This is a genomic window from Terriglobia bacterium (assembly GCA_020072845.1).
Lineage (GTDB): Bacteria > Acidobacteriota > Terriglobia > Terriglobales > Acidobacteriaceae > JAIQGF01.
This window is the reverse complement of record JAIQGF010000008.1, coordinates 223763-247649: the sequence shown is the minus strand read 5'-3', so window position 1 is coordinate 247649 and position 23887 is coordinate 223763. Positions and strand designations below refer to the sequence as shown.

Below are 23887 nucleotides of genomic sequence, written 5' to 3'. Positions count from 1 at the left end.
GACAGGGTGGGGAATTACCATGAAGTTGTGCACCGCGACCTCTTCATTCAACTCGTCAAAAAGGAACTGGATCGACTGCCCCGCCAGTTTCGCAGCCGCATTCATAATGTCGCGGTGCTGGTCGAGGACCTGCCGCCTGAGCAGCTTGCATCGCGGGGCGTCCGCCGCCCGCGCTCGTTGCCGCGCGAGTTGGTGCTTGGTGTATATCGCGGCATTCCGGCGACCAAGCGCAGCGTCTTCGATCTGCCGGCGGGTCCGGACACCATCGTCCTCTACCAGAAAAACATCGAAGCGGTTTGTTCCTCCGAGGACGAAATCCGCGAGCAAGTCCGCCGCACCGTCATCCACGAACTCGGCCACTACTTCGGCATGGACGAAGACCAACTCCGTGACGTGTAGGCGCCTGAAGACTGAAGACTGAAGACTGCATCACTCTCTTGCGGCTCCAAATCGAACGGATTAAACTTGCGATAACCTCTTTGCACGCAAACAGTGCTGCCCGTTTTGTCCGGGAAATCTTTTTCCCGGGATGCGTCATGCTGGCCGCTGTTGTGGGGTAAGTCTCTTGTCAAGCTTGGAAATAAGCTCGGGCTGCTTGCAACTCGGACAAAGGAATCTATGAACACGAAACCCGTACTCGCGCCGGAGCCCAACGTCGATGAAATCTCCGAGTGGCTCGAAGCCTTCGACCAGGTCGTGGACGAAGAGGGCGCCACCCGCGCCTGCCAGATCCTGAAGGCCCTCACCGACCGTGCGCGCCTTGCCGGCATCGATGTCCCGGTCCAGCTCAACACGCCTTACGTCAACACCATTCGTGCAGATGAAGAGGAGGCCTACCCCGGCGATCGCGCCCTCGAGCGCCGCATCAAGAGCCTCATCCGCTGGAACGCGCTCGCCATGGTCCATCGCCAGAACAAGAAGGACCCCGGCATCGGCGGCCATATTTCTACCTACTCATCGATCGCCAGCCTTCTGGAAGTCGGCTTCAATCATTTCTTCCACGCCAACTACGGCAACCAGCCCGGCGACTTTGTCTACTTCCAGGGCCACGCCTCGCCCGGCGTTTACGCGCGCGCATTCTTGCTGGGCAGGCTTGCGGAGAAGGACCTGGAAAATTTCCGCCACGAACTCCGCCAGGAACCCGGCCTCTCCTCCTATCCGCATCCCTGGCTGATGCCGCACTTCTGGCGTTTCCCGACCGTCTCCATGGGTCTCGGTCCCATCAATTCCATCTACCAGGCGCGCTTCATGCGTTACCTGGAAAACCGCGGCATCATTCCCGTGACTCCGCGCAAGATCTGGGCCTTCGTGGGCGACGGCGAAACCGACGAGCCGGAAACCCTGGGCTCCCTCACCCTGGGCTCGCGCGAGAAACTCGACAACCTGATCTGGGTGGTCAATTGCAACCTGCAGCGCCTCGACGGCCCGGTCCGCGGCAATGGCAAGATCATCCAGGAACTCGAAGCCGCCTTCCGCGGCGCCGGCTGGAACGTCATCAAGGTTATCTGGGGCGCCGACTGGGACCCCCTGCTGGCGCGCGACAAGTCAGGCCTGCTGCTGAAGTGCATGGAAGAAACCGTGGACGGCGAATGGCAGGCGCTCAAAGTCAAAGGCGGCGCCTTCATCCGCAAGGAATTTTTCGGCAAGTATCCTGAGTTGCTCGACCTGGTGGCTCACCTGAGCGACGCCGAACTCACCTCGCTGCGTCTCGGCGGCCACGATCCGCAGAAAATCTACAACGCCTACAAGCGCGCCGTCGAACACAAGAACGGGCCCACCGTTATTCTCGCCAAGACGATCAAGGGGTACGGTCTCGGTTCCGCCGAGGCGCGCAATGCCACCCACCAGGAAAAGAAGCTCAACGACGAACAGCTCGCTGCCTTCCGCAAGCGCTTTGAAATTCCCATTCCCGAGGAGGCGGCGAACGAGGGCACGTTCTATCGCCCGCCGCAGAACAGCGAAGAGATTGTTTACATGAAGGACCGGCGCCGCGCACTCGGCGGCTACATCGTGATTCGCGAGGACGGCGACTGGCAGTTCAGCGCTCCGCCGCTCGACAGCTTCGCCGAATGGCTCGAGGGCTCCAAGGGCCGCGCCGTCTCCACCACCATGGGCTACGTCAGCATCCTGCGCCACCTGCTGAAGCACCCCGACATCGGCAAGCTCATCGTCCCCATCGTTCCCGACGAAGGCCGCACCTTCGGCATGGAAGCCATCATTCGCCAGGTCGGCATCTACGCCAGCCAGGGCCAGCTCTACAAGCCTCACGATCAGGACATGCTCCTCTACTACCGCGAGGCCAAGGACGGCCAGATCCTGGAAGAGGGAATCACCGAAGCCGGCTCCATGGCCTCCACCACCGCCGCCGGCTGCGCTTATTCCAACTACCACGTGCCCATGATTCCGTTCTTCACCTTCTATTCCATGTTTGGATTCCAGCGCGTGGGCGATCTCATCTGGGCGTTCGCCGACGCTCGCGGCAAAGGCTTCATCGTCGGCGGCACCGCCGGACGCACCACCCTGGCCGGCGAAGGCCTGCAGCACCAGGACGGACACAGCGTCGTCCTCTCCAGCCTTGTCCCCACTTGCGCGACGTACGATCCGGCGTACGTCTACGAGATCGCGGTGATCATCCAGGACGGCATTCGCCGCATGTACCAGGAGAGGGAAGACCGCTTCTACTACCTCACCGTTTACAACGAAGACTACCCCATGCCCGAAATGCCCGCCGGCGTGAGCGAGGGCATTCTCCGCGGCATCTACAAACTGAAATCAGCTCCCGGCGGCAAGGCCACCGTGCAGTTATTCGGCAGCGGCGCCATCCTGAACGAAGCGGTGCGCGCACAGGCCATTCTCGCCGAAAAATACGGCGTGCAGGCTGACGTGTGGAGCGTCACCAGCTACAACGAGCTTCGCCGTGAGGCCCTCGCCATCGAGCGCTGGAACCGCCTGCATCCTTCCCAGCCGGAAAAAAAGCCCTACATTCTCACCGCGCTCAACGGCGCCCGGGGCCCCATCATCGCCGCCACCGATTACATGAAGATCGTTCCCCACCAGCTCGCTCCCTGGTTGCAGGATCGCCTGGAATCGCTGGGCACCGATGGCTTCGGCCGCAGCGACAATCGCCAGCACCTGCGGCGCCACTTCGAGGTCAACGCCGAATCCATTGCCGCCGCCGCCTTGGCGCGGCTGGCGCGCGACCATAAATTCGACGCTGGCCGCGCCCAGCAGGCCTTTGCCGATCTCGGCGTGGACACGGAAAAGATCGACCCCGCCCGCGCCTGAAACGGTCACTTTCCCGAACCGCAATTCCCGTTTGTATTCACGGAGTTGCCGTGACGTGTTGACGACGCGGGTACTTTGGTGTACCCCTTTGTGATCTGCATCACTGTAAGCGTGGTCGCACGGGAGCACGCTCGGCTTATGAAGAAGGAAGATATAGCGCATTGGGCTTTCCTCCCCTTCTTTGCATTGCTTATGTGGTTTGCCTGTTCCCGCGGGCCGCAGCAGGCGCCGCCGCCCGCCGGCGGGATCGCCTCCGGCCCCGAGATGTACACCGCCTACTGCGCCAGTTGTCACGGCGTCACCGGCAAAGGCGACGGTCCTGCCGCGTCCGCGCTGAAGGTTCCGCCGCCCGACCTCACCGTTCTGGCCAAGCGCAACGGCGGCCGCTATCCCGACGGACACATCTACCAGGTCATCGAGTGGGGCGGCGCCATTGCCAGCCACGGCTCCCGCGAAATGCCCGTCTGGGGCGTCGCCTTCCGCCCTCTCACCCGCGAGAATCAGAAAGAAGTCTCCGTCCGCATCCACGCCCTTACCGATTACATCGGAACCCTGCAGCAGAAGTAGTTGTGAGTTGCGAGTTCTGAGTTTTGCTTTCTGAATTCTGACTTCTGACTTTTCACAACTCGCCTCGCCCCGTGCTACCCTCGGTTTATAGCTCTTAGCTTTTCGCTGGTGCACGTCAGCGAAGCGCTAAGAGCTAACAGCTAATAGCTAAGAGCTTCCCATGTCCCACAAAGACACCATCCGCGAAGAGTTCACCCGCCAGGCGGAAGCGTTCGCCGCCGTCGCTGTGCTGCACAACCGCGAGCGCCTCGACCGCCTGGTCAATGCCGTCAATCCTGCGCCTGATGATCGCGCGCTCGAGATCGCCACCGGACCCGGCCATGTCGCCATGGCCATGGCCGGACGCTGCCGCGAGGTGGTTGGCGTGGACATTACCGACGCCATCCTGGCCGTCGCCGAGCGCACCCGTCGCGAGCGCGCTCTCGCCAATGTTCGTTTCCAGCGCGCCGACGCCGAGCAACTCCCGTTTGGCGACGGCGAGTTCGACATCGTCTTCTGCCGCTTCGCCTTGCATCACTTCGAAGATCCGTCTGTGCCTTTGCGCGAGATGGCGCGCGTTTGCCGCGCCGGTGGCTGCGTCGCCGTCGAAGACCTCGCTGCCAGCGAACTCCCCGAGCGTGCCGCCTTCCAGGACCAGTTCGAGCGCCTGCGCGACCCTTCGCACACTCGCGCGCTTCCCATCAGTGAATTGGCGCGCATGTTCGGGGCGCGCGCCTTGGAGATCGAAACCGTTACCACCGGTGAAGTCGTGCAACCGGTGGAGTACTGGATGAGTTATTCGCACACCCCGCCCGATCGCGCCGCCCAGGTGCGCGAGATGTTTGCGCGCGATGAGCAGGAAGACCTCAGCGGAGCTTGCCCCTTCCGCCGCGACGGCGAACTCTTTTTCATTCAGCGCACCGTCACCCTCGTCGCCCGCCGCCTCACCGAAAACCGACAACCGATAACCGAAAACGAGCAGTAGCTAAGAGCTAGAATGTTGCCGTGCTCCGAACCATTGCCGTTTTCGTCCTGCTGACTTCACCCATGTTCGCTCAAGACTTCTCCCTCACCACCGCCGAACGATTCGCCGGGCTTGCTCTCGCCTGCGTCCACAAGGAATATCCCAACAAGATCGGGCACGTGCTCAACAGCGATGCCGACGTCGCGCCGCCGCGCAAGCTCACGCCCGCCTTTTACGGTTGCTTCGACTGGCACTCCTCGGTGCACGGACATTGGCTGCTGGCGCGCCTTGCCCGCACCTTTCCCGACGCGCCCTTCACGCCCAAGGCGATCGAAGCGCTCCGGCAAAGCCTCACCCGCGCCAACCTGGAAGCAGAGGCGCGCTACCTCAATGGCGAGGGCCGCGCCAGTTTTGAGCGCCCCTACGGTCTTGCCTGGTTGCTGCAACTGGGACAGGAACTGCGCGAGTGGGACCATCCCGCGTCGCGCGAGATGGCGGCCAACCTCCGTCCGCTGGAAGACGCCGCCACCGCGCGCCTGAAGACCTGGCTGCCCAAGCTCTCGCATCCGGTGCGCTCCGGCGAGCACAGCCAGACCGCCTTCGCCCTCGGGCTCATCCTCGACGCCGCCCACGCGTCCGGCGATCGCGAAATGTTCATGCTCGCCGCCAGTCGCGCCCGCCAGCTTTATCTGGACGATAATAATTGTCCGCTTGCCTACGAGCCTTCCGGCGAAGACTTCCTCTCGCCCTGTCTCGCTGAAGCCGATGTAATGCGCCGCGTCTCGCCGCGTGCCGACTTCGCGAAGTGGCTCAGCACATTTCTTCCGGGAATTCCGCTGAATGGTTCCGCTGAATGGCTGAAGCCCGCCGTGGTCACCGATCCCAGCGACCCCAAGCTCGCGCACCTCGACGGCCTCAACCTCAGCCGCGCCTGGATGCTGGAAGGCATCGCCTCACGCCTGCCGGCAAACGATCGCCGTCTGGCCTCGTTGCGCGCCGTCGCCGCCGCCCATCGCACCGCCGGCCTCGCCTCCGTTACGGGCGCGCATTATGAAGGCGGGCACTGGCTTGGCAGCTTCGCGGTGTACCTGGTCACCGGTCGTGGCTTGGCGAAGTAGGACGGCAGTAATTGGCGGCTGGTGATTCCGGTTCTGGTCGCCGTAAGCACCGTCACATCGAGATGTCACCGGCCTCACTGACCTCCTCATCGTCTCCTGCCACACTTCCGCCATGGACACGGAACCTGTCGCACCCGGCAAATCTGAGGTGTCCTCGGCACAACGCTTGGAACAGGAGCGATTGGCAAGCATCCTCCGCCGCGTCGACCTGGGCGACCCCTCCGTTACCGACGAGGTTTACTGGCTGCAAATGCAGGAAGATTTCGTAACCGGGAAGAAGCGCTAGGTCCCTGGTTGCATCCTTCGCGTCCTTTGCGGTTAGGTTTTCGCATTGTCCGCAATCTGCATTCCCAGCCAATTCTCCCGAATTTCCTCCGGCCTCATACCTTTCGCCCGCAGCGCCCGCAGACTTAGCGCATCCGTCCGTTTTGCCAGCCGCTCGCGTTTTTCATCCACCAGCAGATCGCAGTGGTAATACCTGGGCGGCGCAACCCCCAGCGCTTCGCACAGCAAGATTTGCCGCGCCGTGGACTTCAGCAGATCGCACCCGCGCACGACTTCCGTGATTCGCATGGCATCGTCATCCGCCACCACCGCCAACTGGTACGCCGGAACGTCATCGCGCCGCCACACCACGAAGTCGCCGAAGTCCTTGCCCGCCGTGTACTGCTGCTCGTCCTGTGCGCCATCGTGGAATGAGACGACGCGTCCATCCGGCACGCGGAAGCGCCAGTTCACGCCCGCCGGTGAATCCACGCTCAGCTTCCGCCCGCGGCACTTGCCGGAATACATCGGTTCATCGTTGGACTCATGTGGCGCCTGCGCTGCCTCCGCCAGATCTTTGCGCGAGCACATGCACGGATAAATCCAACCACCCGCGTGCAGCTTTCGCCACGTTTGCAGATACACCTGCCGCCGCTCGCTCTGCGAATACGGCGCGTACGGCCCGCCCACGTCCAGTCCCTCCTGCCACGAAATGCCGAACCAGCGCAGGTCTTCGATGAACGCGCGCACGTATTCCGGCTTCGACCGCTGTGGGTCGAGATCTTCGTTGCGCAGCACCAGCACGCCGCCCGCCTCCTGCGCCCGTTCGTAGGCGATCCAGAACGTGCGCGCGTGCCCGACGTGCAGGTACCCGGTCGGCGACGGCGCCAGCCGCCCGCGATAGTTTTCTGCCGAAGTCATCCACGCCATACTAAGGCGGCGCCACTCATCCGCGACACTCTGCAATCGACAATCGACAATCGAAAATCGGCAATGGTTTTGGTTTGGATTTCGATCGCCCGAGAGCGCGCCCCTCATCCGCGAACTTACCCGGGCGTGAATCCGGAGGGCACTTCTGCCAGTAGCGCTCCGGCCCCATTGGGGGCTATCATTACCGCTCTCATGGCCGACCCCTCCAAGAGCATTCTCGTCGTTGACGACGATGCCTCCCTTTGCACGCTCATCTCCCACATTCTCGAGCAGCAGGGGCATGCCGTGGTGACCTGCGACACCGGTGCGGAGGCCGTCGACTTGCTGCGCAAGCGCCGCTTCGACGTGCTGTTGCTCGACATTGGCTTGCCGGACATGGACGGGATGAACTTGCTCTCCGTCTGGCGCGGGCGCAATGGCACCAAGGTCATCGTTATCACCGCCGACGACACCGCCGAGACCCTGATGACCGCCATTCGCGGCGGCGCTTACCTCTACATCCGCAAGCCCTTCGAGCCGGAGCAACTGCGCGACCTGGTGGCGACCGCGCTCAAGGCGCAGGAGCCGCAGCAGATCGAGGTCCTCTCCGCCAAGCCCGATTGGCTGGAGCTCTCGGTGCCATGCTCGCGCGACGCCGCCGAGCGCATGGACCAGTTCATGCGCCAGATCAAGATCGACTTGCCGGATGAAGCGCGCGAGGGCGTGGCACAGGCCTTCCGCGAACTGCTGATGAACGCCGTGGAGTGGGGCGGCGGGCTCGACCCCAAGCGGCGAGTCCGCATCTCGCTGCTGCGCACCCCGCGCATGCTTCAGTACCGGGTCTCCGATCCCGGCCCCGGTTTCCGGCTGGAAGACCTGCCGCACGCCGCCATCAACAACGCGCCCGGCGACGTCTTCACGCACGAGACCGTGCGCCAGCAAAAGGGGCTGCGTCCGGGTGGCCTGGGGCTGATGATGGTGCGGGCTGTCGCGGACGAACTCCTTTATAATGAGAAGCATAACGAGGTAATCTTCATCAAGTACCTGAATGAAGACGGCGAGCGAGGCGTCAAGGACGCGGCGGGCAGCTAAATTCAGGGCAGCAGGCTTCAGGCGGAGTGCGGCCTCAATCAACCGCGCCCTACCTGAAGCCTTGCGCCTGAAGCCTGAAGCCTGGCTACTGTCCCCGGCTGGCCGGCGGAATGATGCCGTTCATGCGCAGGTACTCGACCATCTGGCCGTAGTGGTCGAAGTTGTGCCCGACATTGAGCACGGCCAGACCGAGGCGCGAAACCTTGTTGGAACCAAACGGGCTTTGCACCTGTCCGGTCGAGTTGCTTTCATTGATCGAGCCGTACGCCTTGTGGCAATAGGCGTAAGAGTCCTTCAAGAATTTCACGCTATCGCTCTTGGTCTTGATGGATTCGGGGCCGCTTTCGCCGCCGGTATCAACGGGCGGCTTTTCGCTGGCGATCGCGGCGCAGATCATGTAATTGGCGGCGGCCACGTGGCGGACCTGCTGGCCGAAGTTGCGGACTCCCTTGAATTCGCCGTTGGCGGGCGCGAAGGAATACTTGTCCTCGGGCATGGCCTCGGCCGCGGGAACGAATTCGCCCTCCACGCCGCCGAGGCTGCGGTCCAGGATCTGCGTGAACGTGGGCGGTTGTGCCGGTTTGGGCGGCGGTGTCTGTTGCGCTTGCGCAGCCGCGACGAACAGGAAGGTGAGCAACAGCAGGGAGACGAGTTTTTTCATGGTGCCTCTCTCTGGAATTGAAGTGAATCGTTGAACTGCACTCTCGGTCTTTCAGTCGTTCGGTCTATCGGTCCTAGGTTCTCAGTTTTTCAGTACATCAGTTCCGCACAACCGCAAATCTGACGTTGGCCCACAGATGAACGGAAATATTGACAAACTGACGAACGGAGGACACCCGATAGACTGATCGACCGACGGACCGACAGACCGATTGACCCCGTTTAGGTAATGCTTTCGCCGGCGCCGGCGGGCGGGAAGGCGAATCCGTCGGTGCGCAGGCGGAAGCGCCGGATGGTGGCCAGTCCCGCGAGCAGTCCGAGCGCGGAAACCAGCAACGCCGCCGGAATTCCCCAGCGCTCGCCGACCGCGCCCCAGGCGGCGCTGCCCGCCGCCATTCCGCCCTGCAGCACCAGCAAGTAAATGGAAAGCGTGCGCGCGCGCAGCCACGCCGGAGACATGGTCTGCGCCGAAACATTGAGGCTGGCGACGATGGCGATCCAGGCCACGCCGGCGGCGAAGAGCACGGCGCATAGCAAAGCGAACATGTGCACGCGCCCGGAAGCGAAGCTGGTCAGCGCATACAGCACAGTGGCGAGCGCGACCAGCGTGTTGACCGAAGCTCCGCGCCGCAGAGCCGGCAGGGCAATAGCTCCGCCCAGGGCGCCGGCGCCGAAAAATCCGAGCAGCGCTCCGTAGCCGATGGATCCGAAGGGGCGCGCGATCAGCGGCAGCATGGCCAGCAGCGCGCTGGCGGAGAAGCTGAACACCGCGGTGCGTACCAGCACCGCCTTGACTTCGTGCGAGTGGCGGACGTACTCAAAGCCGGTGCGCATGGCGCGCATCACGCGCTCGCGCGGCACCGGCGCCTCATGCGGGCGGCGCTTCCAGCGGTAGAGAAAGAAGATGACGCCGAAGATGGATGCGGCGTTGATGAGGAACGCGGAACCGGTGCCGACGGCAGCGATGATGACGCCGCCGATGGCGGGTCCCACGGCGCGTCCCACGTTGTACCCGGCGGAATTGAGCGCCACCGCGGCGGCGAAGTTTTCCTCGGACACGACTTCCGGCGTGATCGCCTGCCATGCGGGATCGTTCATGACGGCGCCAAAGCCGATCAGGAAGGTGAACAGGAGCAGGATCCAGGGCGTGACCAAATTCAGGAAGGTGAGAATGCCGAGCGCGGCGGCGGCTACCACCATCCAGGTCTGCATTACCAGGAGAAAGTGGCGGCGGTCCACCATATCGGCCAAAGCGCCCGCGGGCAGGAGCACGAGAAAGGCAGGGAGCGTGCTGGCGGCCTGCACCAGGGCCACCATCAGGGGAGAGAGCGTCAGGCCCGTCATTAACCAGCCGCTGGCGACGCTCAGGATCCAGCGGCCGGTATAACAGACCACGGCGGCAATCCACAACGAGCGGAACAGCGGCTCGCGCAGCGGCGCCCATGCGCTCAGCGGGGCGCTCGGCGGCTTGAGTTGAATGCCGTTCAGTGATTTACCCAGTTCGGCCATTCCATCCTGGTGTCGAGTTGCAAAACCGCGTTGGGAGCGCTGTTTCGCGTGGCAGGCATTGGATGTCCCGCCCACCCCGAGGTGACATCCGCCACTACTTTAAACGAGTAGTGCGCGAAACGGTGAGCGGAAAACGACACGGCAGGATGTAAAAAGTTGTAACGGTCGTAGCTGGTAGTCGGTAGCTCGTAGCTCGGAAACACGCTTCCAACTACCAGCTACCAGCTACGACACAGAGGTTGCGGCTTCGGCGATGGTCAACTGGACGTGTTCCCGGGTGCGGTTGAAAAAGGCGAAGCTCACAAATCTGCGCTTGGCGGTTTTGCGGATGGCGCAAATTCCCATCACGAGTTCACCGTCCTGGAGCATGGTCTGCCAGTCCAGTTCGCTGGGCTCCACCGTGTCCTGGGGATGGGTATGAATGGTACCAAGGATGGAAAAGCGCATCCCCTCCTCGCCCTCGGTCATGGGGTTGACATCGTCGTCCATCACCACGGCGCTCTTCGAGGCTTGGTGCTCCAAGTCGCGGAAGGCGAAGATGCGCGCCTGGGTGCCAACAATTTTCCCCACCACCTGCTCCAGGATTTCGCGGGGATAGGCCTTCAAAGCCCGCCGTTTGAAGGCGCCAAGCACTTTGCGGTCGACCACGACTTCCGTCACCTTGGGCATCGGCGCATAACACTATCAGAGTAGCGGGCGCGCATACAGCAGGGGTTCGGCTCACGGGGAAGCAATCCACCCTAGGCAAACGCCAGCGCCAGCAGCGTCTTCTGCTCCATCTCGTGCGCTTTCGCCGAGCCGGTCGCAGGACTGGCGCTGCCGGAGCGTTTCACCGAACGTGCGGGACGTCCCTTCGCCAGCCGGCGGAGCCGCGGCATCACAAACCACAGTGCGCCCATGTTTGCCGGCTCTTCTTGCACCCAGACGATATCGCGCGCACTGGCGTGGCGGTCGAGTTCGGCCTGGAGTTCGGCTTCAGGGAAGGGATACATCTGCTCCAGAAAGACGATTGCGGTCGAGGTATCCTTGCGGCGCTTTCGCTCTTCGCGCAGTTCGTGGCCGATCTTGCCGTTGCACAACAGGACGCGCGAGGCGTTCTGGACATCGTGGTCGGCGAGAACGTTGTGAAAGCGAGGCGCGGAAAAATCCGCCAGCGGTGAGGCCGCCTCGGGACGGCGCAGCATGCTCTTGGGCGTAAACACCACCAGCGGCTTGCGCCACGGCCGCAGCGCCTGGCGGCGCAGCAGGTGGAAATACTGGGCCGCATTCGAAGGCTGGCAAATCTGCATGTTGTCGCGCGCCGCCAGTTGCAGGTAGCGCTCGATGCGCGCGCTGGAGTGCTCCGGGCCCTGGCCCTCGTACCCATGCGGCAGCAGCAGAACCAGCCCGGAGAGCAGGTTCCACTTGTCCTCGCCGGCAGCGATGAACTGGTCAATGATCACCTGCGCGCCGTTGGCGAAGTCGCCGAACTGCGCCTCCCAGAGCGTCAGGGTCTCGGGAAAGTCGCGGCTGTAGCCGTATTCGAAGCCCATCACGCCGGCTTCCGAGAGCGATGAGTTGTACACCTCGAAACGCGCCTGTCGCGGCGAGACGTATTGCAGAGGGATGTACTCGCCGGCGTTTTCGGTGTCAATGAGCACGTCGTGGCGCTGGTTGAAAGTGCCGCGGCGGCTGTCCTGGCCGCTGAGGCGCACCGGCGTGCCGGAGGCGAGCAGCGAGCCGAACGCCAGCGCTTCCGCCATGCCGTAGTCCACCGGGCGTTTGCCCGCGCCCATCTCGCGGCGCTGTTCGAGCAGCTTCTTGACCTTTGGATGAACATGGAAACCGTCGGGCGCGCTGCCGATCACCTGCGCGATGCGGGCGAGTTCGTCCGTCGGGACGCCGGTATCCACCTCGTATTCCTTCTGGTAGGCACCGCCCTTGTACTTCGACCAGTATTCCGGAAGTTCCGCCAGCCTCGGCTGCTTGGTTGCCGCGGCGCCCTGCTTCTGCGCCTGCGCCAGTTCGTCCTGAACCTGCTTCACCCGCGCGCTGGTGTCTTCGTCGTCACTCATGCGCTCGGCGTAGAGTTGCCACAGCGGCGGATGATCCTTGATGCGGCGGTAGACGAGCGGCTGCGTGATGGTGGGATCGTCAATTTCGCTGTGGCCGTGGCGGCGGTAGCCGAGGATGTCCACCACCACGTCGCGGCGAAAGGTGTAGCGATACTCGAGCGCGATCTGCGCCAGGCGCACCACGGCGTCGGGATCTTCGCCGTTGACGTGAAAAATCGGGATGTTGTTGCGCCGGGCAAGGTCGGAGGCGAAGCGCGTGCTGTGATCTTCCACCGGCTCGGTGGTGAAGCCGATCAGGTTGTTGGCGATGACGTGCACCGATCCGCCGACCGAGTAGCCGGGGATTTCGGCGTAATTCAGCGTCTCGGCCCAGATGCCCTGGCCGGCAAAGGCGGCGTCGCCGTGGATGACGACGGCGAAGACCTGGTCGCAGCCGTGCTCGCCGCGGCGTATCTGCTTGGCGCGGGTGCGTCCCACGGCCACCGGGTCCACCGCTTCCAGATGGCTGGGATTGGAGACGAGGTGGATGTGCAGCTTGCGGCCGTCGGGCGCGGTGTAATCGCCGGTGGCGCCGATGTGGTACTTGACGTCGCCGCCGCCCAGCACGCTGCGCGGGTCCACGTCTTCAAAGCGCGAGAAGATGTCGGCCGGCGGCGTGCCGACGATGTGCACCATCACGTTCAGCCGTCCGCGATGGCTCATGGCGAGAACTGCCTGCTGCGCGCCGCGGCCGATGGCGTTCTGCATCATCTGGTCGAGGAAGGGAATCAGCGCGGTGACGCCTTCGAGGGAAAAGCGCTTGGTGCCGAGATAGCGCGATTGAATCGCCTGCTCGAATAATTCCGCCCGCAGCAGCAGGTCGAGAATGCGCGCGCGATCGGGCGTGGGCGCGTCCGATGCTTCTTCCAGGCGCGCGGCGATCCAGCGGCGCTGCTCGCGGTCGGGAATGTGCATGAATTCCGCGCCGATCGTGCCGGAGTAAATGCGGCGGGCCTCGTCGGAATACGGGCCGCGCAGGTCGTCGAGATCAGGGAAGGGCAGCGGCGGCAGATGAAGCCCGAGCGGGTCGAGCGACGCCTGCAAGTATCCCCAGCGGTGGAAGGCGTCGAAGACGCGCTCGCGCTCAAGGTCGCGGCGGTCCAGGTCGGCAGGGAAGGGAGTCGGCTGCTTGATGGCGGTCATGATCGGCTCGGGCGGGCGCGGCGAAGGCGGCCCAATCACCTAGTCTAAGCCTTCCCAAGTGTCCAGTCAGCCCAGCGTAGTGGATCCATTTCCGGATTGCCGACTATTCGCCCGGAACCCTCGTTTGCACTTCCCACAAGCCCGTTTGGGGGCCATATGGTACATTTCGACATACTGCCCCGGCACTTAAACTACAAGAGGGGGGCCCCTTGGTGGCGGCTAGGACCTCAACACGAGCCCTGATCGACAATTCGGCTTTCGCGGGTGTAATGCGCCTCTATAGTCCAGATGTTGAGATGCATCGGAGGTTTCTTAGCAATTATCCCGACCACCGGTCGATAGATGAAGCGTCCCTAGCCGACTTCTTGACAGCCATATGTATGTACGAGGAGATGCTGCTCGAATCATCTTCGGCATGGAACGACAAGGAGCTCAGAAGCGAAGGGTATAGGTCCGCGGGAAGGATCGACGGCTCTAGTGCAGGATGGGTTGACCAGTTGAAACGACTATTGCCGCGGTCGGTGTCGCTGCTTATAAAGAACGTCTCATTCGGTCGTTCAGCGATAAATGAACAAGAATCATGCGCAAAAGCATACGATGTTCTCTGCTCGCCGCTCAAGAAAGACATTTTGTTGGATTCCGGCGAGAAGATACCCAACGTGTACTTCGCTAAGGATTACATTTATCGCGAACAGTTCCAAGCTTTGAACGAGGCCAATGACCTCAAGTTAAGCGATGAGGAACTGGCACAAGCAATGTTTCTACACCGAGGCATCTTTCTCCAGTCTCATGCACACGAGAACGGATGCGTATATCTGCCATATCAGTACAGGGGAAAGCTGCTGTCCAAACTACCGCCAATGATCTGGGCTCGTGCTCCTCACGACGGCATCTGTCAAGCCAGATTGCCCCTCGCTCAAGGATCTCGCCTAAATGAAACCGACTACGTAAATGCGCTCAATGAGTTCTACTATTCGCTGCTGCAATCTGTTACGTGGACGACCTATAGCGCTGACGTCCCATTTGTAGGTGCGTCCATTCTTGCCGCTGCGAGGGGCAATCCTCGCGACGCGATTGACATCGCACTCGATTACCGTGAGAAAGGCTTTCTAAGAAAAGCCATGTTTGAGCTTGATTTAGCGATCCAGGACCTCGACAGGCCGCGATTCGAATCTCTCCTTGCTGAGTATCGTTCACAGCTTGCTGCAGCCGCTCGATATTTTGGTGCCGAGGTCCAGAGCGCTCAGCATCGGGCATTTTATGAACTTGCCGTCTGCTGGATGCCCAAGGGGATTAACAGTGTCGTGAAAGCTGCGGTGGAGATGTTACCGGAATATATCAGACACTGGGCATATAAGGCCTCTTCGACACTCATCACGAAAACCCCGTTGCAAATGCTCTTTCTGGAGCACGTCTCTGCCATCCGATCCGTTAGGCAGTCTGGGGTTTAGCCTAGTTATTGGCTTTTCAACGGTGGGATGGGCATTCATGAAGTGACTGTCACTGGCTTCGACATCGTCCGCGACCATTCAGGCAAAAGGGGCCAGAAGTCGGCATCTGGGAAGTGACGCTGATGGCGACGTTGAGGGCCTGATTCCGGTCGGATCACGGCCCAGCCGGAAATTGACCGACTACCCCAGAAAGAGAAGCGACGATCCAGTCGTGGCACAACTACAGGTAACTCTGCAGAGATAACGAGCTTCCGACCGTTTACGCGTGCTCTCCTGCGGTACTATTTAGGTCATCGGATGAGGGACACGCTGTTGGCCGGGTCACACCACGTTGTGATGAACGGTGTCACGAGCATGAGCACGGAATTCCGCACCTACGACGAGTTTTTTCTTTTCTACCTGCGGCAGCACAGCCAGCGCGCCAATCGCATGCTGCACGCGCTGGGAACCTCGCTGGGCCTGGCCATCGCCATGGCCGCGCTGCTGCTGCATCATCCCTGGTTCGCGCTGTTATGGCTCCCGGTCGGTTACGGATTTGCGTGGGTCGGGCACCTGCTGGTGGAGGGCAACCGGCCGGCCACCTGGGGCCACCCGTGGTGGTCGTTCATTAGCGACTTCCGCATGCTCGGCCTGATGATCAGCGGCCGCCTCCAGGTCTGGATGGCACGCGCCGAAGCCGCCGCCAGTCGCGCGTCCGCAGGCGCCTCCGCGCAGGACTAAAACGAAACGACCTCCGGCGCGAGGAAATTACCTATTACTTTCGTTACGCCAGCAGCGCTCGAAACTTACCTCCGTGACATGGACGAGCCCCAGGCCTGTGGCCATACTCGTCTCATGGCGTCAAGCCGTTACGAATACGATTCGGATGCGCAGTGGCTGGAGAATGAGATCGCGGAGTTGAATACTTTCAGCGAGCTTGCCCGGCAACGAGCGCAGCAGGCCGATTGCCCTGAGAGACACAGCCAACTCACGGAGGTTGCGGGGAAATTGCGCGCCAGGGCGAAACGCCTCGCTAATATCCTTGAGCTGCTCAAGGCGGCAAAGCTAAGGCCCTGACTGGATGCTGCTCGCCGAACCGCCGCAACCCCTGCCGCCGCCAGCGCGTCCGCGCAGGACTGGTTGCATAGTCACCAGCCGGTAGTCTTCACTTGTGAGTCCCTAAAGCCCAAAGCCTAAAGCCCAACGCCTGAAGTCCAACCACCCGTCGCCGTTGGTAACGCAACTCTTTTCCTCTGCTGGGTTCACACCTCCATAAGGTCCTGGGATCGGACCGGAGGTGAAAGGAAATGAAGAAACTGCTGATGGGAGTTTTGTTCTTTGCCACGGTTGCCGGCACCAGCGTGATGGCGCAAGATCGCGATGACTGGGGTTGGCGCGCCCGCAGGCACGACGTGCGTAACGATTATCGCGACCGCCGCCAGGACTGGCGCGACATTCACCAGGACAAGCGCAGCATCGCCTACGATCGCGCCGAGCTGCGCCACGACTACCGCGTGGGCAACTACACCGCCGCGCGCCGCGAGCGCGCCGAAATTCGCGCAAGACAGCGCGACCTCCGCCACGACTATCGCGATGTGCGCCACGACAACCGTGACATCCACCGCGACCAGCACGCCTGGGGCTGGCGCTAGCTTTTCGTCGGCAGGCAGAGAGGGCAGCTCCGGCTGCCCTTTTTGCGTTGGTTGAGCTACACATCGCTCGGCGAACAGTAATAGACTACGGGACATGCACCCGACACGCTGGCAATCAAGATTTCGGTGGCTGTTGCGACTAGGGATTTTGTCGCTGCTCGGTGCCGCCATTCTGCTCCCATGCATGTTTCTGGATCCGCCGGTTGTGCTGATCATTGTCGGTCTGCTGTTTCTAGTGCCGGGAATGGTTTATTTGTCTTTGGTGACCATCTGGCATTGGAGGGAACGTTATCGAGGAAAACACAGTGATTTGTGGGGTGGCCTGATCCTCCTGGAAACTACCGGGTGGTTCAAACTGATTTACCTTTTTAGGCACATTATCCCGGACGCCCGTAGCAAGGGTCGTTATTCGATGTCCGGTCCCTTGAGCCCTGAAGCCTAAAGCCTAAAGTCTGCCGCCTGTTGTACACTCCGCTTGCATGCGGGTCCTGGGCATTGATTGCGGCGGCGAATACACCGGATACGGCGTGGTGGAGCAGGATGCGCGCGGCGAATTACGCCACATCACCTGCGGCGCGGTCCACCTGAATCCGAAAAAGCCGCTGCCGGTGCGGCTGCTGCAGATCTTTGGCGAACTGCGGGACATCATCGAGCGGCACCGGCCGGACACGGTCGCGATCGAAGAAGTGTTCTACGCCGTCAACGCCAAGTCGGCGCTCAAGCTGGGGCAAGTGCGAGGCGTGGCCATGCTGGCGGCGTCGTCCTGCGGCCTGGAGGTGGCGGAATACTCGCCGCTGTCCATCAAGTCGGCAGTGGTGGGATACGGCAAGGCGGACAAATCGCAGGTGCAGCAGATGGTCATGCGCCTGCTGCGCTTGCCGGCCGTGCCGCAACCGCAGGACGCCTCCGACGCGCTGGCCATCGCCATTTGCCACCTGCACACCGCGGCAACGCTGAGCCGCCAGGCGGCGCGGAAATCATAGTCTTCAGTCGCCAGGCGTCAGCCTTCAGGCGGGCAAGCGAGGCGCGTTCGCTGGCGACTGAAGACCGAAGACTGAAGACCATTTACACTGTCTCCCGCATGGTCTATCGCACCTTGACCGTCCTGTTGGCGTGGCTCGCATTGTCATGCGCGTGCCGGGCGCAATCTCCCAAGCCCGAGCCGATGGCCAAGCAGGCCGTGCTCCCGATTGTCTCCTTTGATTTCCTTCTGGAGGGCAGCACGCCACCGCACTACTGGATCGTCGTGGAACCCGATGGCAAGGCGACGTACCACGCCGGTGAGGTCTCCGCCGCCGCCGACGCCGCGCCGATGCAACCCTACGCGCAGCAGTTCGTGGTTACCGATCCGACGCGTGTTCGCATTTTCGACCTCGCCCTGGCCCTCCAGTGCTTCAAGGGTCAATTTGAATACCGCGGCGGCCGTCTGGCCAACATGGGCGCCAAAACGCTGAAGTGCGCCTGGGCCGACCGGGAAACCCATACCACGTACAACTACTCCACCAACCCGCAACTGCAGGAGCTGACCACCATCTTCCAGAACATATCCAACACCATGGAATTCGGGCGCCGGCTGGACTATCTCCACCGTTATGACAAGCTCGGCTTGGAGGCGGAACTCAAGTCCATGGAGGAGCAGGAAAAGAACAAGCGGCTGGGGGAGTTGCAGGCGGTTGCGCCGCAACTGGAGCGCGTCTTCAACGACAGCTCCATCCTGAACGTGACCCGCCGCCGGGCCGAGCACCTGCTGCAAGTCATCAAGTCGAATCCCGCAGCCCGCGCCGCCGCTCCGCAATAAGTCCCGAGTCCCGAGACCCGGGTCGCGGGTGTCACGCGGGCCTGCCGGAAGCTGTAAATCGGGTTCCGGGCTGCTCACCCGGGACTCGCGTCTCGGGACTCCTTACTCCCGCCGCAACTCCGCGCTACAATGCGGGTTAGATAGGGTAGACGGAGTAATCCGCGGAGGCTCCTATGACGACACGCAGGGTGGTGGTGTCTTTGCTGCTCGTGCTGGTAGCAGCATTGGTGTTCGCCCCCGCGGCTCGCGCCGACTCCCAGGCCCGCATTGTGCGCCTCAGCCTGGTGGACGGCGCGGTGCAGATCGATCGGGGACAGGGATTCGAAAAAGCCATCATGAACATGCCCATCACGCAGGGCATGAAACTTTCCACCGCGGACGACGCCCGCGCCGAAGTGGAGTTTGAAGACGGCACCACGCTGCGCCTGGCGCCGCGCACCGCTGTCGAATTCCCGGCGCTGGGGCTGCGCTCCTCGGGCGCGCGCGTCACCACCGTGCTGGTCAGCCAGGGCACCGCCTATTTCAGCGTCCGGCACAAGCGCGACGACAATTTCCGCGTCGCCTTTGCTAACCGTGAAATCACCGCGGACCGCAACGTCCACTTCCGCCTCGATCTCGCCGGCGGCAATCCCGAACTGGCGGTGTTCAAGGGCGACCTGGATATCAACGATCCGCAAGCGCACCTGACGGTCAAGAAAAACGAAACTCTCACCTTCGATGTTGCCGATCACGGCGGCTACGATCTGGCGAAGAGCGTTGCGCCCGAGAGCTTCGACGAGTGGGACAACGACCGCATCAACTACGCCTTGCAGTACGCGTCCAGCTCTTACAACATGCACTCGCCCTACTATTACGGCGCCAGCGATCTGAACTATTACGGATCCTGGAATAGCTGCCCGGGTTACGGCATGATGTGGCGGCCCTTCGGCGTCGGCTACGGCTGGGACCCGTTCTACAACGGCGCCTGGGCTTGGTACCCGAGCTTCGGATATACCTGGGTTTCAACTTATCCGTGGGGCTGGACACCATACCGCTACGGCTCGTGGATGTTTAGTAGCAACTGCGGTTGGGCATGGCGGCCAGGATTGTGGAACACCTGGTACACCGTGCCGCCGGTCTATAATCCGCCGCGGTTCTACCACGGTCCCAAGCCGCCGCCTCCAGTGACGGTGGTCGGCGGAGGTGGCAGAGCGAACCCCTATCCGACGGTGGTGGTGGACAACGGTGTGATTCGCGATCACCGCAAAGTCGGGCCGGCCGAGGGATTCTTGGGTGGCAGAAACGCGGATACGACGGTGGCGGCACCGGCGGGCGCTCCCGCTCCCGGGACGGGCATCGCTGCCCCGGGCTCGCCGATACCTATACGCGGCGGCCCGCGTCCCGACATGCGCCCGCATTACCCGGGTCGCGGTGCACCCGGACCGCACCCGCAGCCTTCGCCGCGTGCGTCGGCTCCGACAGCGGCGCATTCCGCCGCGCCTTCAGGCGGCGGGCACAGCGGCGGGAGCCACAGCAGTGGCGGGAGCAGACCGCCAAAGTGATTTGGTGATTCAGTGATTTGTGATTGAGTGATTTGCGGAAGTCGCTGGGACGCCGGGTCGCCCAATCACTAAATCACTGCGATTCCCGCGTATCCCACCACCTGCTCGCGGTCGCCGGAGATGTCGCCGGAGGTTCCGTACTTAATCACCTGCGCTCGCTTCGCGCCCAGGCGCTGGGCGGCGGTGAGCATTGCCACCGTGGGCGCGTAGCCGCACATGCTGATGTTCTCCCGCCTGACCACGTCGAACAGCCCGCGGGCATCGAGTGCGAGAATCTTGTCGATTGCCTTACGGTCCTTCACCCGCGTGATCTTGTCGGACTCATAGTGGTTCATGTCGCTGGAGGAAACGATCAGCGGAGGCTGCGCCTGTGCGCTGATGACGCGCGCCATGGCGTCGCCGAGCGCCTCCAGCACCTCCACTTGACCTACGCCGACGGTGATCGGCACAAAGGAAAAGTCTCCGACCAGCGCCTGCAGGAACGGCAATTGCACTTCGAGCGCGTGCTCGGCGCGGTGCGCGATCACATCTTCGGTGAGCTGCGGAAAGGTTTGCAGGAGCGCGTTGGCGAGCGCGCTGTCAATGCGAACATTGCCCAGGGGCGTCATCCACGCGCCCTCGCTCATGATGGCCAGCGGTTGCCCCATGCCGGTGTGGTTGGGGCACAGGATGATGAAGGTTTTCGGCAGCTCCAGCCGCGCATACACCGCACCCGCGACATGCCCGGAATACATGTATCCGGCGTGCGGCACCACGCAGCCGATGGCGCGCAGCTTCTCGCCCGTCACTTCGGTGTAGCCGCGGACTTCCTGCAACAATCGGTCGGGATTGTTAGGGTAGAAACGTCCCGCAACCGCGGGAGGCCGGATGAATGTCGCCATGACTTCCTCCGGGGGTGTCAGTTCTTTGTGCACCACCGAGACACCGAGGACACCGAGGAACACCGAGCTATCAAATCGAAACAGCGAAATAGGATACTCGGTGGCCCTCGGTGAACTCGGTGCCTCGGTGGTGAATGCCCTAGGCCTCGCACCCTAGGATAGCTCGTTTGCCCGCAGCATCCGAAGCACTGCCGCGGCTTTTTCCAGGGGCAGAGTTTCACTTCGGGCATCGGCGCGCACGCCCGCTTTCTTCAGGGCCGCCTGTACCAGCGCAGCGTCGTAGCGCGGCTTCAGATTATTGACCAGCGTCTTGCGCTTCTGCCCGAACGACAGCTTGAGAAACTCAATGAATTCGCGCTCCGGCACCTGCAGGCGCTCCCATTGCGGCACGACCGTCAGCCGCAGCACCGCCGAGTGCACCTTGGGCGGCGGCGCGAACGCGCCCGGAGGAACGGTGAACAGCTTCTCGACTTTGGCATACAGCTGCGCCGTCGCCGAGAGCAGCCCGTAGTCCTTGCCGCCGGGCTTGGCCGCGATCCGGTCCGCCACCTCTTTCTGGACCATGATCACGATCCGCTGGAAATACGCGTGATAGCTGAACAGCCGCAGCAGGATGTCGGACGTGATGTAGTACGGGATGTTCCCGATCACCTGCGCGATCGGCTTGGGCGCATCCGCCAAACCGGCCAGCGCTCCCGGCCGCGGCCCCAGCACCGTGCTGAGGTCAATCTTGAGGATGTCGCCTTCGATGATCTCGACGTTGGGCCACGCCGCGTACTTCATACGCAACTGCGCCGCCAGCACGCGGTCGAGTTCAATGGCGATCAGCTTGCCAGCATTTCTTGCCAGGAGGGTGGTCAGCACTCCCTTGCCCGGCCCGATCTCCACCACGGTCTCGGCGGCGACACCGCCCAGCGCGCTCACAATCTTTTCCGCGGCGCCGCGATCGGCCAGGAAATGCTGCCCGAGCTTGGGCGGGTGTCGTGGGGGTTTCTCTTCAGCGATTGCGGCATTGACCCTGTTTCGACTTGCCATTTAGACTTGCCTTTCACTTCCTCGACGCGAAATTGTTCCATCCCCGGAGGCTTCCCCAGCATGAAAATCGCCTTTGCGGCATCCGAGTGTGTGCCATTCGCGAAAACCGGCGGCCTGGCCGACGTGGTCGGCGCGTTGCCCCCGGCGCTGGCCGCTCTCGGCCACGACGTCACCGTCTACCTGCCGAAATACAAGCAGACTAAGCTGGCCGACGCCAAGGCCGTGGTGTGCAGCATCACCGTCCCCTTCGACGACCGCTACCGTTTCTGCTCCGTGGTGGACGGCGGCACTCACTCCGGGGTCAAATTCTACTTTATCGACTACCCGGCGTACTTCGAACGCGACGCCCTGTACGGCACGCCGCTGGGCGACTACCGCGACAACGCCGAGCGCTTCGCCCTCTATTCGCGCGCCGTGCTCGAAGGCTGCAAGGTCCTGGGCGTGCCCGACGTTTTCCACTGCCACGACTGGCAGTCGGCGCTGTTGCCCATCCTGCTGCGCAGCGTCTATGCCGAAGATCCCGCGCTGCGCGACGTCGCGACCGCCTTTACCATTCACAACATGGGCTACCAGGGCCTGTTTCCGCCCGACACGCTGCCGCTGCTCATGCTGCCGTGGGACCTGTTTACGATTGATAAGCTGGAATTCTACGGCAAGCTGAACTTCCTGAAGGGCGCGCTCGTCTTCTCCGACTTCGTCACCACCGTCAGCCGGAAGTACAGCCAGGAAATCCAGACCGCCGAGTACGGCTTCGGGCTGGAAGGCGTACTGCGCGGGCGCGCCGGCACAGTTACCGGCATCCTGAACGGCGTGGACTACAACGAGTGGAGCCCGCAGATTGATAAGTTCATCGCCGCCCACTATTCGCCCGAGGACCTGGGCGGGAAAGCGAAATGCAAGCAGGATCTGCTGGCCGAATTCGGGGTTCGCAACGCCGATCCCAGGTTGCCGGTCATCGGCATCGTGTCGCGGTTCGCGGCCCAGAAAGGCTTTGACCTGATCTTGCAGGTCGCCGACCGGCTGGCGCGCGAGGACATGATCGTGGTCGCGCTTGGCGCCGGCGACAAGGAATACGAAGACCTCTTCCGCCGCCTCAACAAGCAGTTTCCGCAGAAGTTCGCGGTTAAGGTCGCCTACGACAACAAAATCGCGCACAAGATCGAGGCCGGCGCCGACATGTTCCTCATGCCTTCGCGCTATGAGCCCTGCGGCCTGAACCAGATCTACAGCCTGAAGTACGGCACCGTGCCGGTGGTGCGCGCCACCGGCGGTCTGGACGACACCATCGAAAATTGGGACCCGCACACCCGCAAGGGAACCGGCTTCAAGTTCACCGAGTACAGCGGGGAAGCGCTGCTGGCCACTATGCGCGCCGCGCTGCAGGCGTTTCGCGACAAGGAAAGCTGGCAGGCGCTGATGCGCAACGGCATGAATAAGGATTTTTCCTGGACCGCGTCAGCCCGGGAGTACGTGAAGATCTACGAGCGCGTGCGGCAACTGCGGAGTGTGACGGCGGCTTAGCTGAAACTGAAACTGAAACTTGAAACTGCTCCTACGCTTGCTTCAGTTTCGTGGTGTCCACCGGCTCAAATTCTTCGATCGTGGCGGCCACGCCGTATTCCGGGCCGTCTTTGTTTTCCACCCGCACGACGCGGCACTTGCAGCGAATCCAATTTTCCGGTCCGGCCAGGATGCCCTGCGGCAACGGCAGCACGACTTCCAGAGTCGAGCCCTCCATCACCTTGTTTTGCAGGTACAAGTACACACCGCGCAAGCTGACGTCGCGAAGCTGCGCCTCGGCGTTCCGGACAGCGCCGTTTCCCACCTTGACCTTTACCTTATCCCGCGCCTTGACTCGCTTGCTCGACCGCTTTTCGCTGTGTGTTTTCGCCATTTACCCGCCTTGCTGCAAATTACTTGGAACTCGCCGCTGGAGCAAGCACAATTCCACCTTAGGAGTTCCATTG

The 23887-nt window shown here is 62.4% G+C and carries 21 protein-coding genes; 13 read left to right on the top strand and 8 right to left on the bottom strand.

Going from position 1 to position 23887, the window contains the following annotated elements; all coding sequences use genetic code 11:
* The first annotated feature begins 6 nt into the window (after positions 1-6).
* The 5 genes from LAN70_08710 (at position 7) to LAN70_08690 (ending at position 5913) form a co-directional block, all read left to right on the top strand.
* Positions 7-399 carry a metallopeptidase family protein gene (locus LAN70_08710; protein MBZ5511240.1) on the top strand — a complete coding sequence of 131 codons (393 nt, stop codon included), beginning with the start codon at positions 7-9 and terminating at the stop codon, positions 397-399.
* Positions 400-618: 219 nt separating this feature from the next.
* Positions 619-3285, top strand: a complete 2667-nt coding sequence (gene aceE / locus LAN70_08705) for a pyruvate dehydrogenase (acetyl-transferring), homodimeric type (GenBank protein MBZ5511239.1) — start codon at positions 619-621, stop codon at positions 3283-3285.
* Positions 3286-3477: 192 nt separating this feature from the next.
* Positions 3478-3852, top strand: a complete 375-nt coding sequence (locus LAN70_08700; protein MBZ5511238.1) for a cytochrome c — start codon at positions 3478-3480, stop codon at positions 3850-3852.
* A 160-nt stretch (positions 3853-4012) separates the two neighbouring features.
* Complete coding sequence (locus LAN70_08695) at positions 4013-4816, top strand: methyltransferase domain-containing protein (protein MBZ5511237.1); 804 nt, start codon at positions 4013-4015, stop codon at positions 4814-4816.
* Positions 4817-4878: 62 nt separating this feature from the next.
* A complete protein-coding gene (locus tag LAN70_08690; protein MBZ5511236.1) occupies positions 4879-5913 on the top strand; it encodes a DUF2891 domain-containing protein in 1035 nt (344 codons plus the stop codon).
* Between the two features lie 318 nt (positions 5914-6231).
* Here the strand turns inward: LAN70_08690 and gluQRS are convergent, their stop codons facing one another.
* Complete coding sequence (gene gluQRS, locus LAN70_08685; protein MBZ5511235.1) at positions 6232-7098, bottom strand: tRNA glutamyl-Q(34) synthetase GluQRS; 867 nt, start codon at positions 7096-7098, stop codon at positions 6232-6234.
* A 201-nt stretch (positions 7099-7299) separates the two neighbouring features.
* On the opposite strand from gluQRS, the gene LAN70_08680 reads away from it, so the two are divergent.
* Positions 7300-8178, top strand: a complete 879-nt coding sequence (locus tag LAN70_08680; GenBank protein MBZ5511234.1) for a response regulator — start codon at positions 7300-7302, stop codon at positions 8176-8178.
* An 85-nt stretch (positions 8179-8263) separates the two neighbouring features.
* On the opposite strand, the gene LAN70_08675 is transcribed toward LAN70_08680, so the two are convergent.
* The 4 genes from LAN70_08675 to LAN70_08660 form a co-directional block, all read right to left on the bottom strand.
* Positions 8264-8839 (bottom strand): DinB family protein, encoded by a 576-nt coding sequence (locus tag LAN70_08675; GenBank protein ID MBZ5511233.1) that lies wholly within the window; start codon positions 8837-8839, stop codon positions 8264-8266.
* Between the two features lie 221 nt (positions 8840-9060).
* Entirely contained in the window at positions 9061-10347 is a 1287-nt protein-coding gene (locus tag LAN70_08670; protein ID MBZ5511232.1) for an MFS transporter, read from the bottom strand.
* Between the two features lie 225 nt (positions 10348-10572).
* The gene (locus LAN70_08665) at positions 10573-11016 is read right to left on the bottom strand and encodes a Mov34/MPN/PAD-1 family protein (protein ID MBZ5511231.1); all 444 of its coding nucleotides are present in this window, start codon (positions 11014-11016) and stop codon (positions 10573-10575) included.
* A 71-nt stretch (positions 11017-11087) separates the two neighbouring features.
* Positions 11088-13583: a 2-oxoglutarate dehydrogenase E1 component gene (locus tag LAN70_08660; GenBank protein ID MBZ5511230.1), complete on the bottom strand. Its 2496-nt coding sequence runs from the start codon at positions 13581-13583 to the stop codon at positions 11088-11090.
* A 380-nt stretch (positions 13584-13963) separates the two neighbouring features.
* Between LAN70_08660 and LAN70_08655 the strand changes: the two genes are divergently transcribed.
* The 6 genes from LAN70_08655 to LAN70_08630 all read left to right on the top strand — a co-directional run bounded on the left by LAN70_08655 (position 13964) and on the right by LAN70_08630 (position 20004).
* Complete coding sequence (locus LAN70_08655; GenBank protein ID MBZ5511229.1) at positions 13964-15034, top strand: hypothetical protein; 1071 nt, start codon at positions 13964-13966, stop codon at positions 15032-15034.
* Positions 15035-15388: 354 nt separating this feature from the next.
* A complete protein-coding gene (locus LAN70_08650) occupies positions 15389-15754 on the top strand; it encodes a DUF962 domain-containing protein (protein ID MBZ5511228.1) in 366 nt (121 codons plus the stop codon).
* Between the two features lie 566 nt (positions 15755-16320).
* Positions 16321-16665 carry a hypothetical protein gene (locus LAN70_08645; GenBank protein ID MBZ5511227.1) on the top strand — a complete coding sequence of 115 codons (345 nt, stop codon included), beginning with the start codon at positions 16321-16323 and terminating at the stop codon, positions 16663-16665.
* 479 nt (positions 16666-17144) lie between these two features.
* A complete protein-coding gene (gene ruvC, locus LAN70_08640) occupies positions 17145-17648 on the top strand; it encodes a crossover junction endodeoxyribonuclease RuvC (GenBank protein ID MBZ5511226.1) in 504 nt (167 codons plus the stop codon).
* Positions 17649-17746: 98 nt separating this feature from the next.
* Positions 17747-18463, top strand: a complete 717-nt coding sequence (locus LAN70_08635; protein MBZ5511225.1) for a hypothetical protein — start codon at positions 17747-17749, stop codon at positions 18461-18463.
* 173 nt (positions 18464-18636) lie between these two features.
* Positions 18637-20004, top strand: coding sequence for a FecR family protein (locus tag LAN70_08630; GenBank protein MBZ5511224.1), 1368 nt, complete (start codon positions 18637-18639; stop codon positions 20002-20004).
* Positions 20005-20072: 68 nt separating this feature from the next.
* Here LAN70_08630 and amrB read toward each other — a convergent pair whose 3' ends face one another.
* The gene (gene amrB / locus LAN70_08625) at positions 20073-20885 is read right to left on the bottom strand and encodes an AmmeMemoRadiSam system protein B (protein ID MBZ5511223.1); all 813 of its coding nucleotides are present in this window, start codon (positions 20883-20885) and stop codon (positions 20073-20075) included.
* 153 nt (positions 20886-21038) lie between these two features.
* Positions 21039-21920, bottom strand: coding sequence for a 16S rRNA (adenine(1518)-N(6)/adenine(1519)-N(6))-dimethyltransferase RsmA (rsmA, locus tag LAN70_08620; protein ID MBZ5511222.1), 882 nt, complete (start codon positions 21918-21920; stop codon positions 21039-21041).
* A gap of 60 nt (positions 21921-21980) precedes the next feature.
* On the opposite strand from rsmA, the gene glgA reads away from it, so the two are divergent.
* Positions 21981-23441, top strand: a complete 1461-nt coding sequence (glgA, locus tag LAN70_08615; GenBank protein ID MBZ5511221.1) for a glycogen synthase GlgA — start codon at positions 21981-21983, stop codon at positions 23439-23441.
* Between the two features lie 31 nt (positions 23442-23472).
* Here glgA and LAN70_08610 read toward each other — a convergent pair whose 3' ends face one another.
* Positions 23473-23814 (bottom strand): PilZ domain-containing protein, encoded by a 342-nt coding sequence (locus LAN70_08610; GenBank protein ID MBZ5511220.1) that lies wholly within the window; start codon positions 23812-23814, stop codon positions 23473-23475.
* Between the last annotated feature and the right edge of the window lie 73 nt (positions 23815-23887).

Excerpts from the sequence above, each read along its gene's own strand:
- aceE (MBZ5511239.1), top strand. The coding sequence starts at position 619 with ATGAACACGAAACCCGTACTCGCGCCGGAGCCCAACGTCGATGAAATC.
- LAN70_08700 (MBZ5511238.1), top strand. The coding sequence starts at position 3,478 with ATGTGGTTTGCCTGTTCCCGCGGGCCGCAGCAGGCGCCGCCGCCCGCC.
- LAN70_08695 (MBZ5511237.1), top strand. The coding sequence starts at position 4,013 with ATGTCCCACAAAGACACCATCCGCGAAGAGTTCACCCGCCAGGCGGAA.
- LAN70_08690 (MBZ5511236.1), top strand. The coding sequence starts at position 4,879 with ATGTTCGCTCAAGACTTCTCCCTCACCACCGCCGAACGATTCGCCGGG.
- gluQRS (MBZ5511235.1), bottom strand. The coding sequence starts at position 7,098 with ATGACTTCGGCAGAAAACTATCGCGGGCGGCTGGCGCCGTCGCCGACC.
- LAN70_08680 (MBZ5511234.1), top strand. The coding sequence starts at position 7,300 with ATGGCCGACCCCTCCAAGAGCATTCTCGTCGTTGACGACGATGCCTCC.
- LAN70_08675 (MBZ5511233.1), bottom strand. The coding sequence starts at position 8,839 with ATGAAAAAACTCGTCTCCCTGCTGTTGCTCACCTTCCTGTTCGTCGCG.
- LAN70_08670 (MBZ5511232.1), bottom strand. The coding sequence starts at position 10,347 with ATGGCCGAACTGGGTAAATCACTGAACGGCATTCAACTCAAGCCGCCG.
- LAN70_08665 (MBZ5511231.1), bottom strand. The coding sequence starts at position 11,016 with ATGCCCAAGGTGACGGAAGTCGTGGTCGACCGCAAAGTGCTTGGCGCC.
- LAN70_08660 (MBZ5511230.1), bottom strand. The coding sequence starts at position 13,583 with ATGACCGCCATCAAGCAGCCGACTCCCTTCCCTGCCGACCTGGACCGC.
- LAN70_08655 (MBZ5511229.1), top strand. The coding sequence starts at position 13,964 with ATGTACGAGGAGATGCTGCTCGAATCATCTTCGGCATGGAACGACAAG.
- LAN70_08650 (MBZ5511228.1), top strand. The coding sequence starts at position 15,389 with ATGAGCACGGAATTCCGCACCTACGACGAGTTTTTTCTTTTCTACCTG.
- LAN70_08645 (MBZ5511227.1), top strand. The coding sequence starts at position 16,321 with ATGAAGAAACTGCTGATGGGAGTTTTGTTCTTTGCCACGGTTGCCGGC.
- ruvC (MBZ5511226.1), top strand. The coding sequence starts at position 17,145 with ATGCGGGTCCTGGGCATTGATTGCGGCGGCGAATACACCGGATACGGC.
- LAN70_08635 (MBZ5511225.1), top strand. The coding sequence starts at position 17,747 with ATGGTCTATCGCACCTTGACCGTCCTGTTGGCGTGGCTCGCATTGTCA.
- LAN70_08630 (MBZ5511224.1), top strand. The coding sequence starts at position 18,637 with ATGACGACACGCAGGGTGGTGGTGTCTTTGCTGCTCGTGCTGGTAGCA.
- amrB (MBZ5511223.1), bottom strand. The coding sequence starts at position 20,885 with ATGGCGACATTCATCCGGCCTCCCGCGGTTGCGGGACGTTTCTACCCT.
- rsmA (MBZ5511222.1), bottom strand. The coding sequence starts at position 21,920 with ATGGCAAGTCGAAACAGGGTCAATGCCGCAATCGCTGAAGAGAAACCC.
- glgA (MBZ5511221.1), top strand. The coding sequence starts at position 21,981 with ATGAAAATCGCCTTTGCGGCATCCGAGTGTGTGCCATTCGCGAAAACC.
- LAN70_08610 (MBZ5511220.1), bottom strand. The coding sequence starts at position 23,814 with ATGGCGAAAACACACAGCGAAAAGCGGTCGAGCAAGCGAGTCAAGGCG.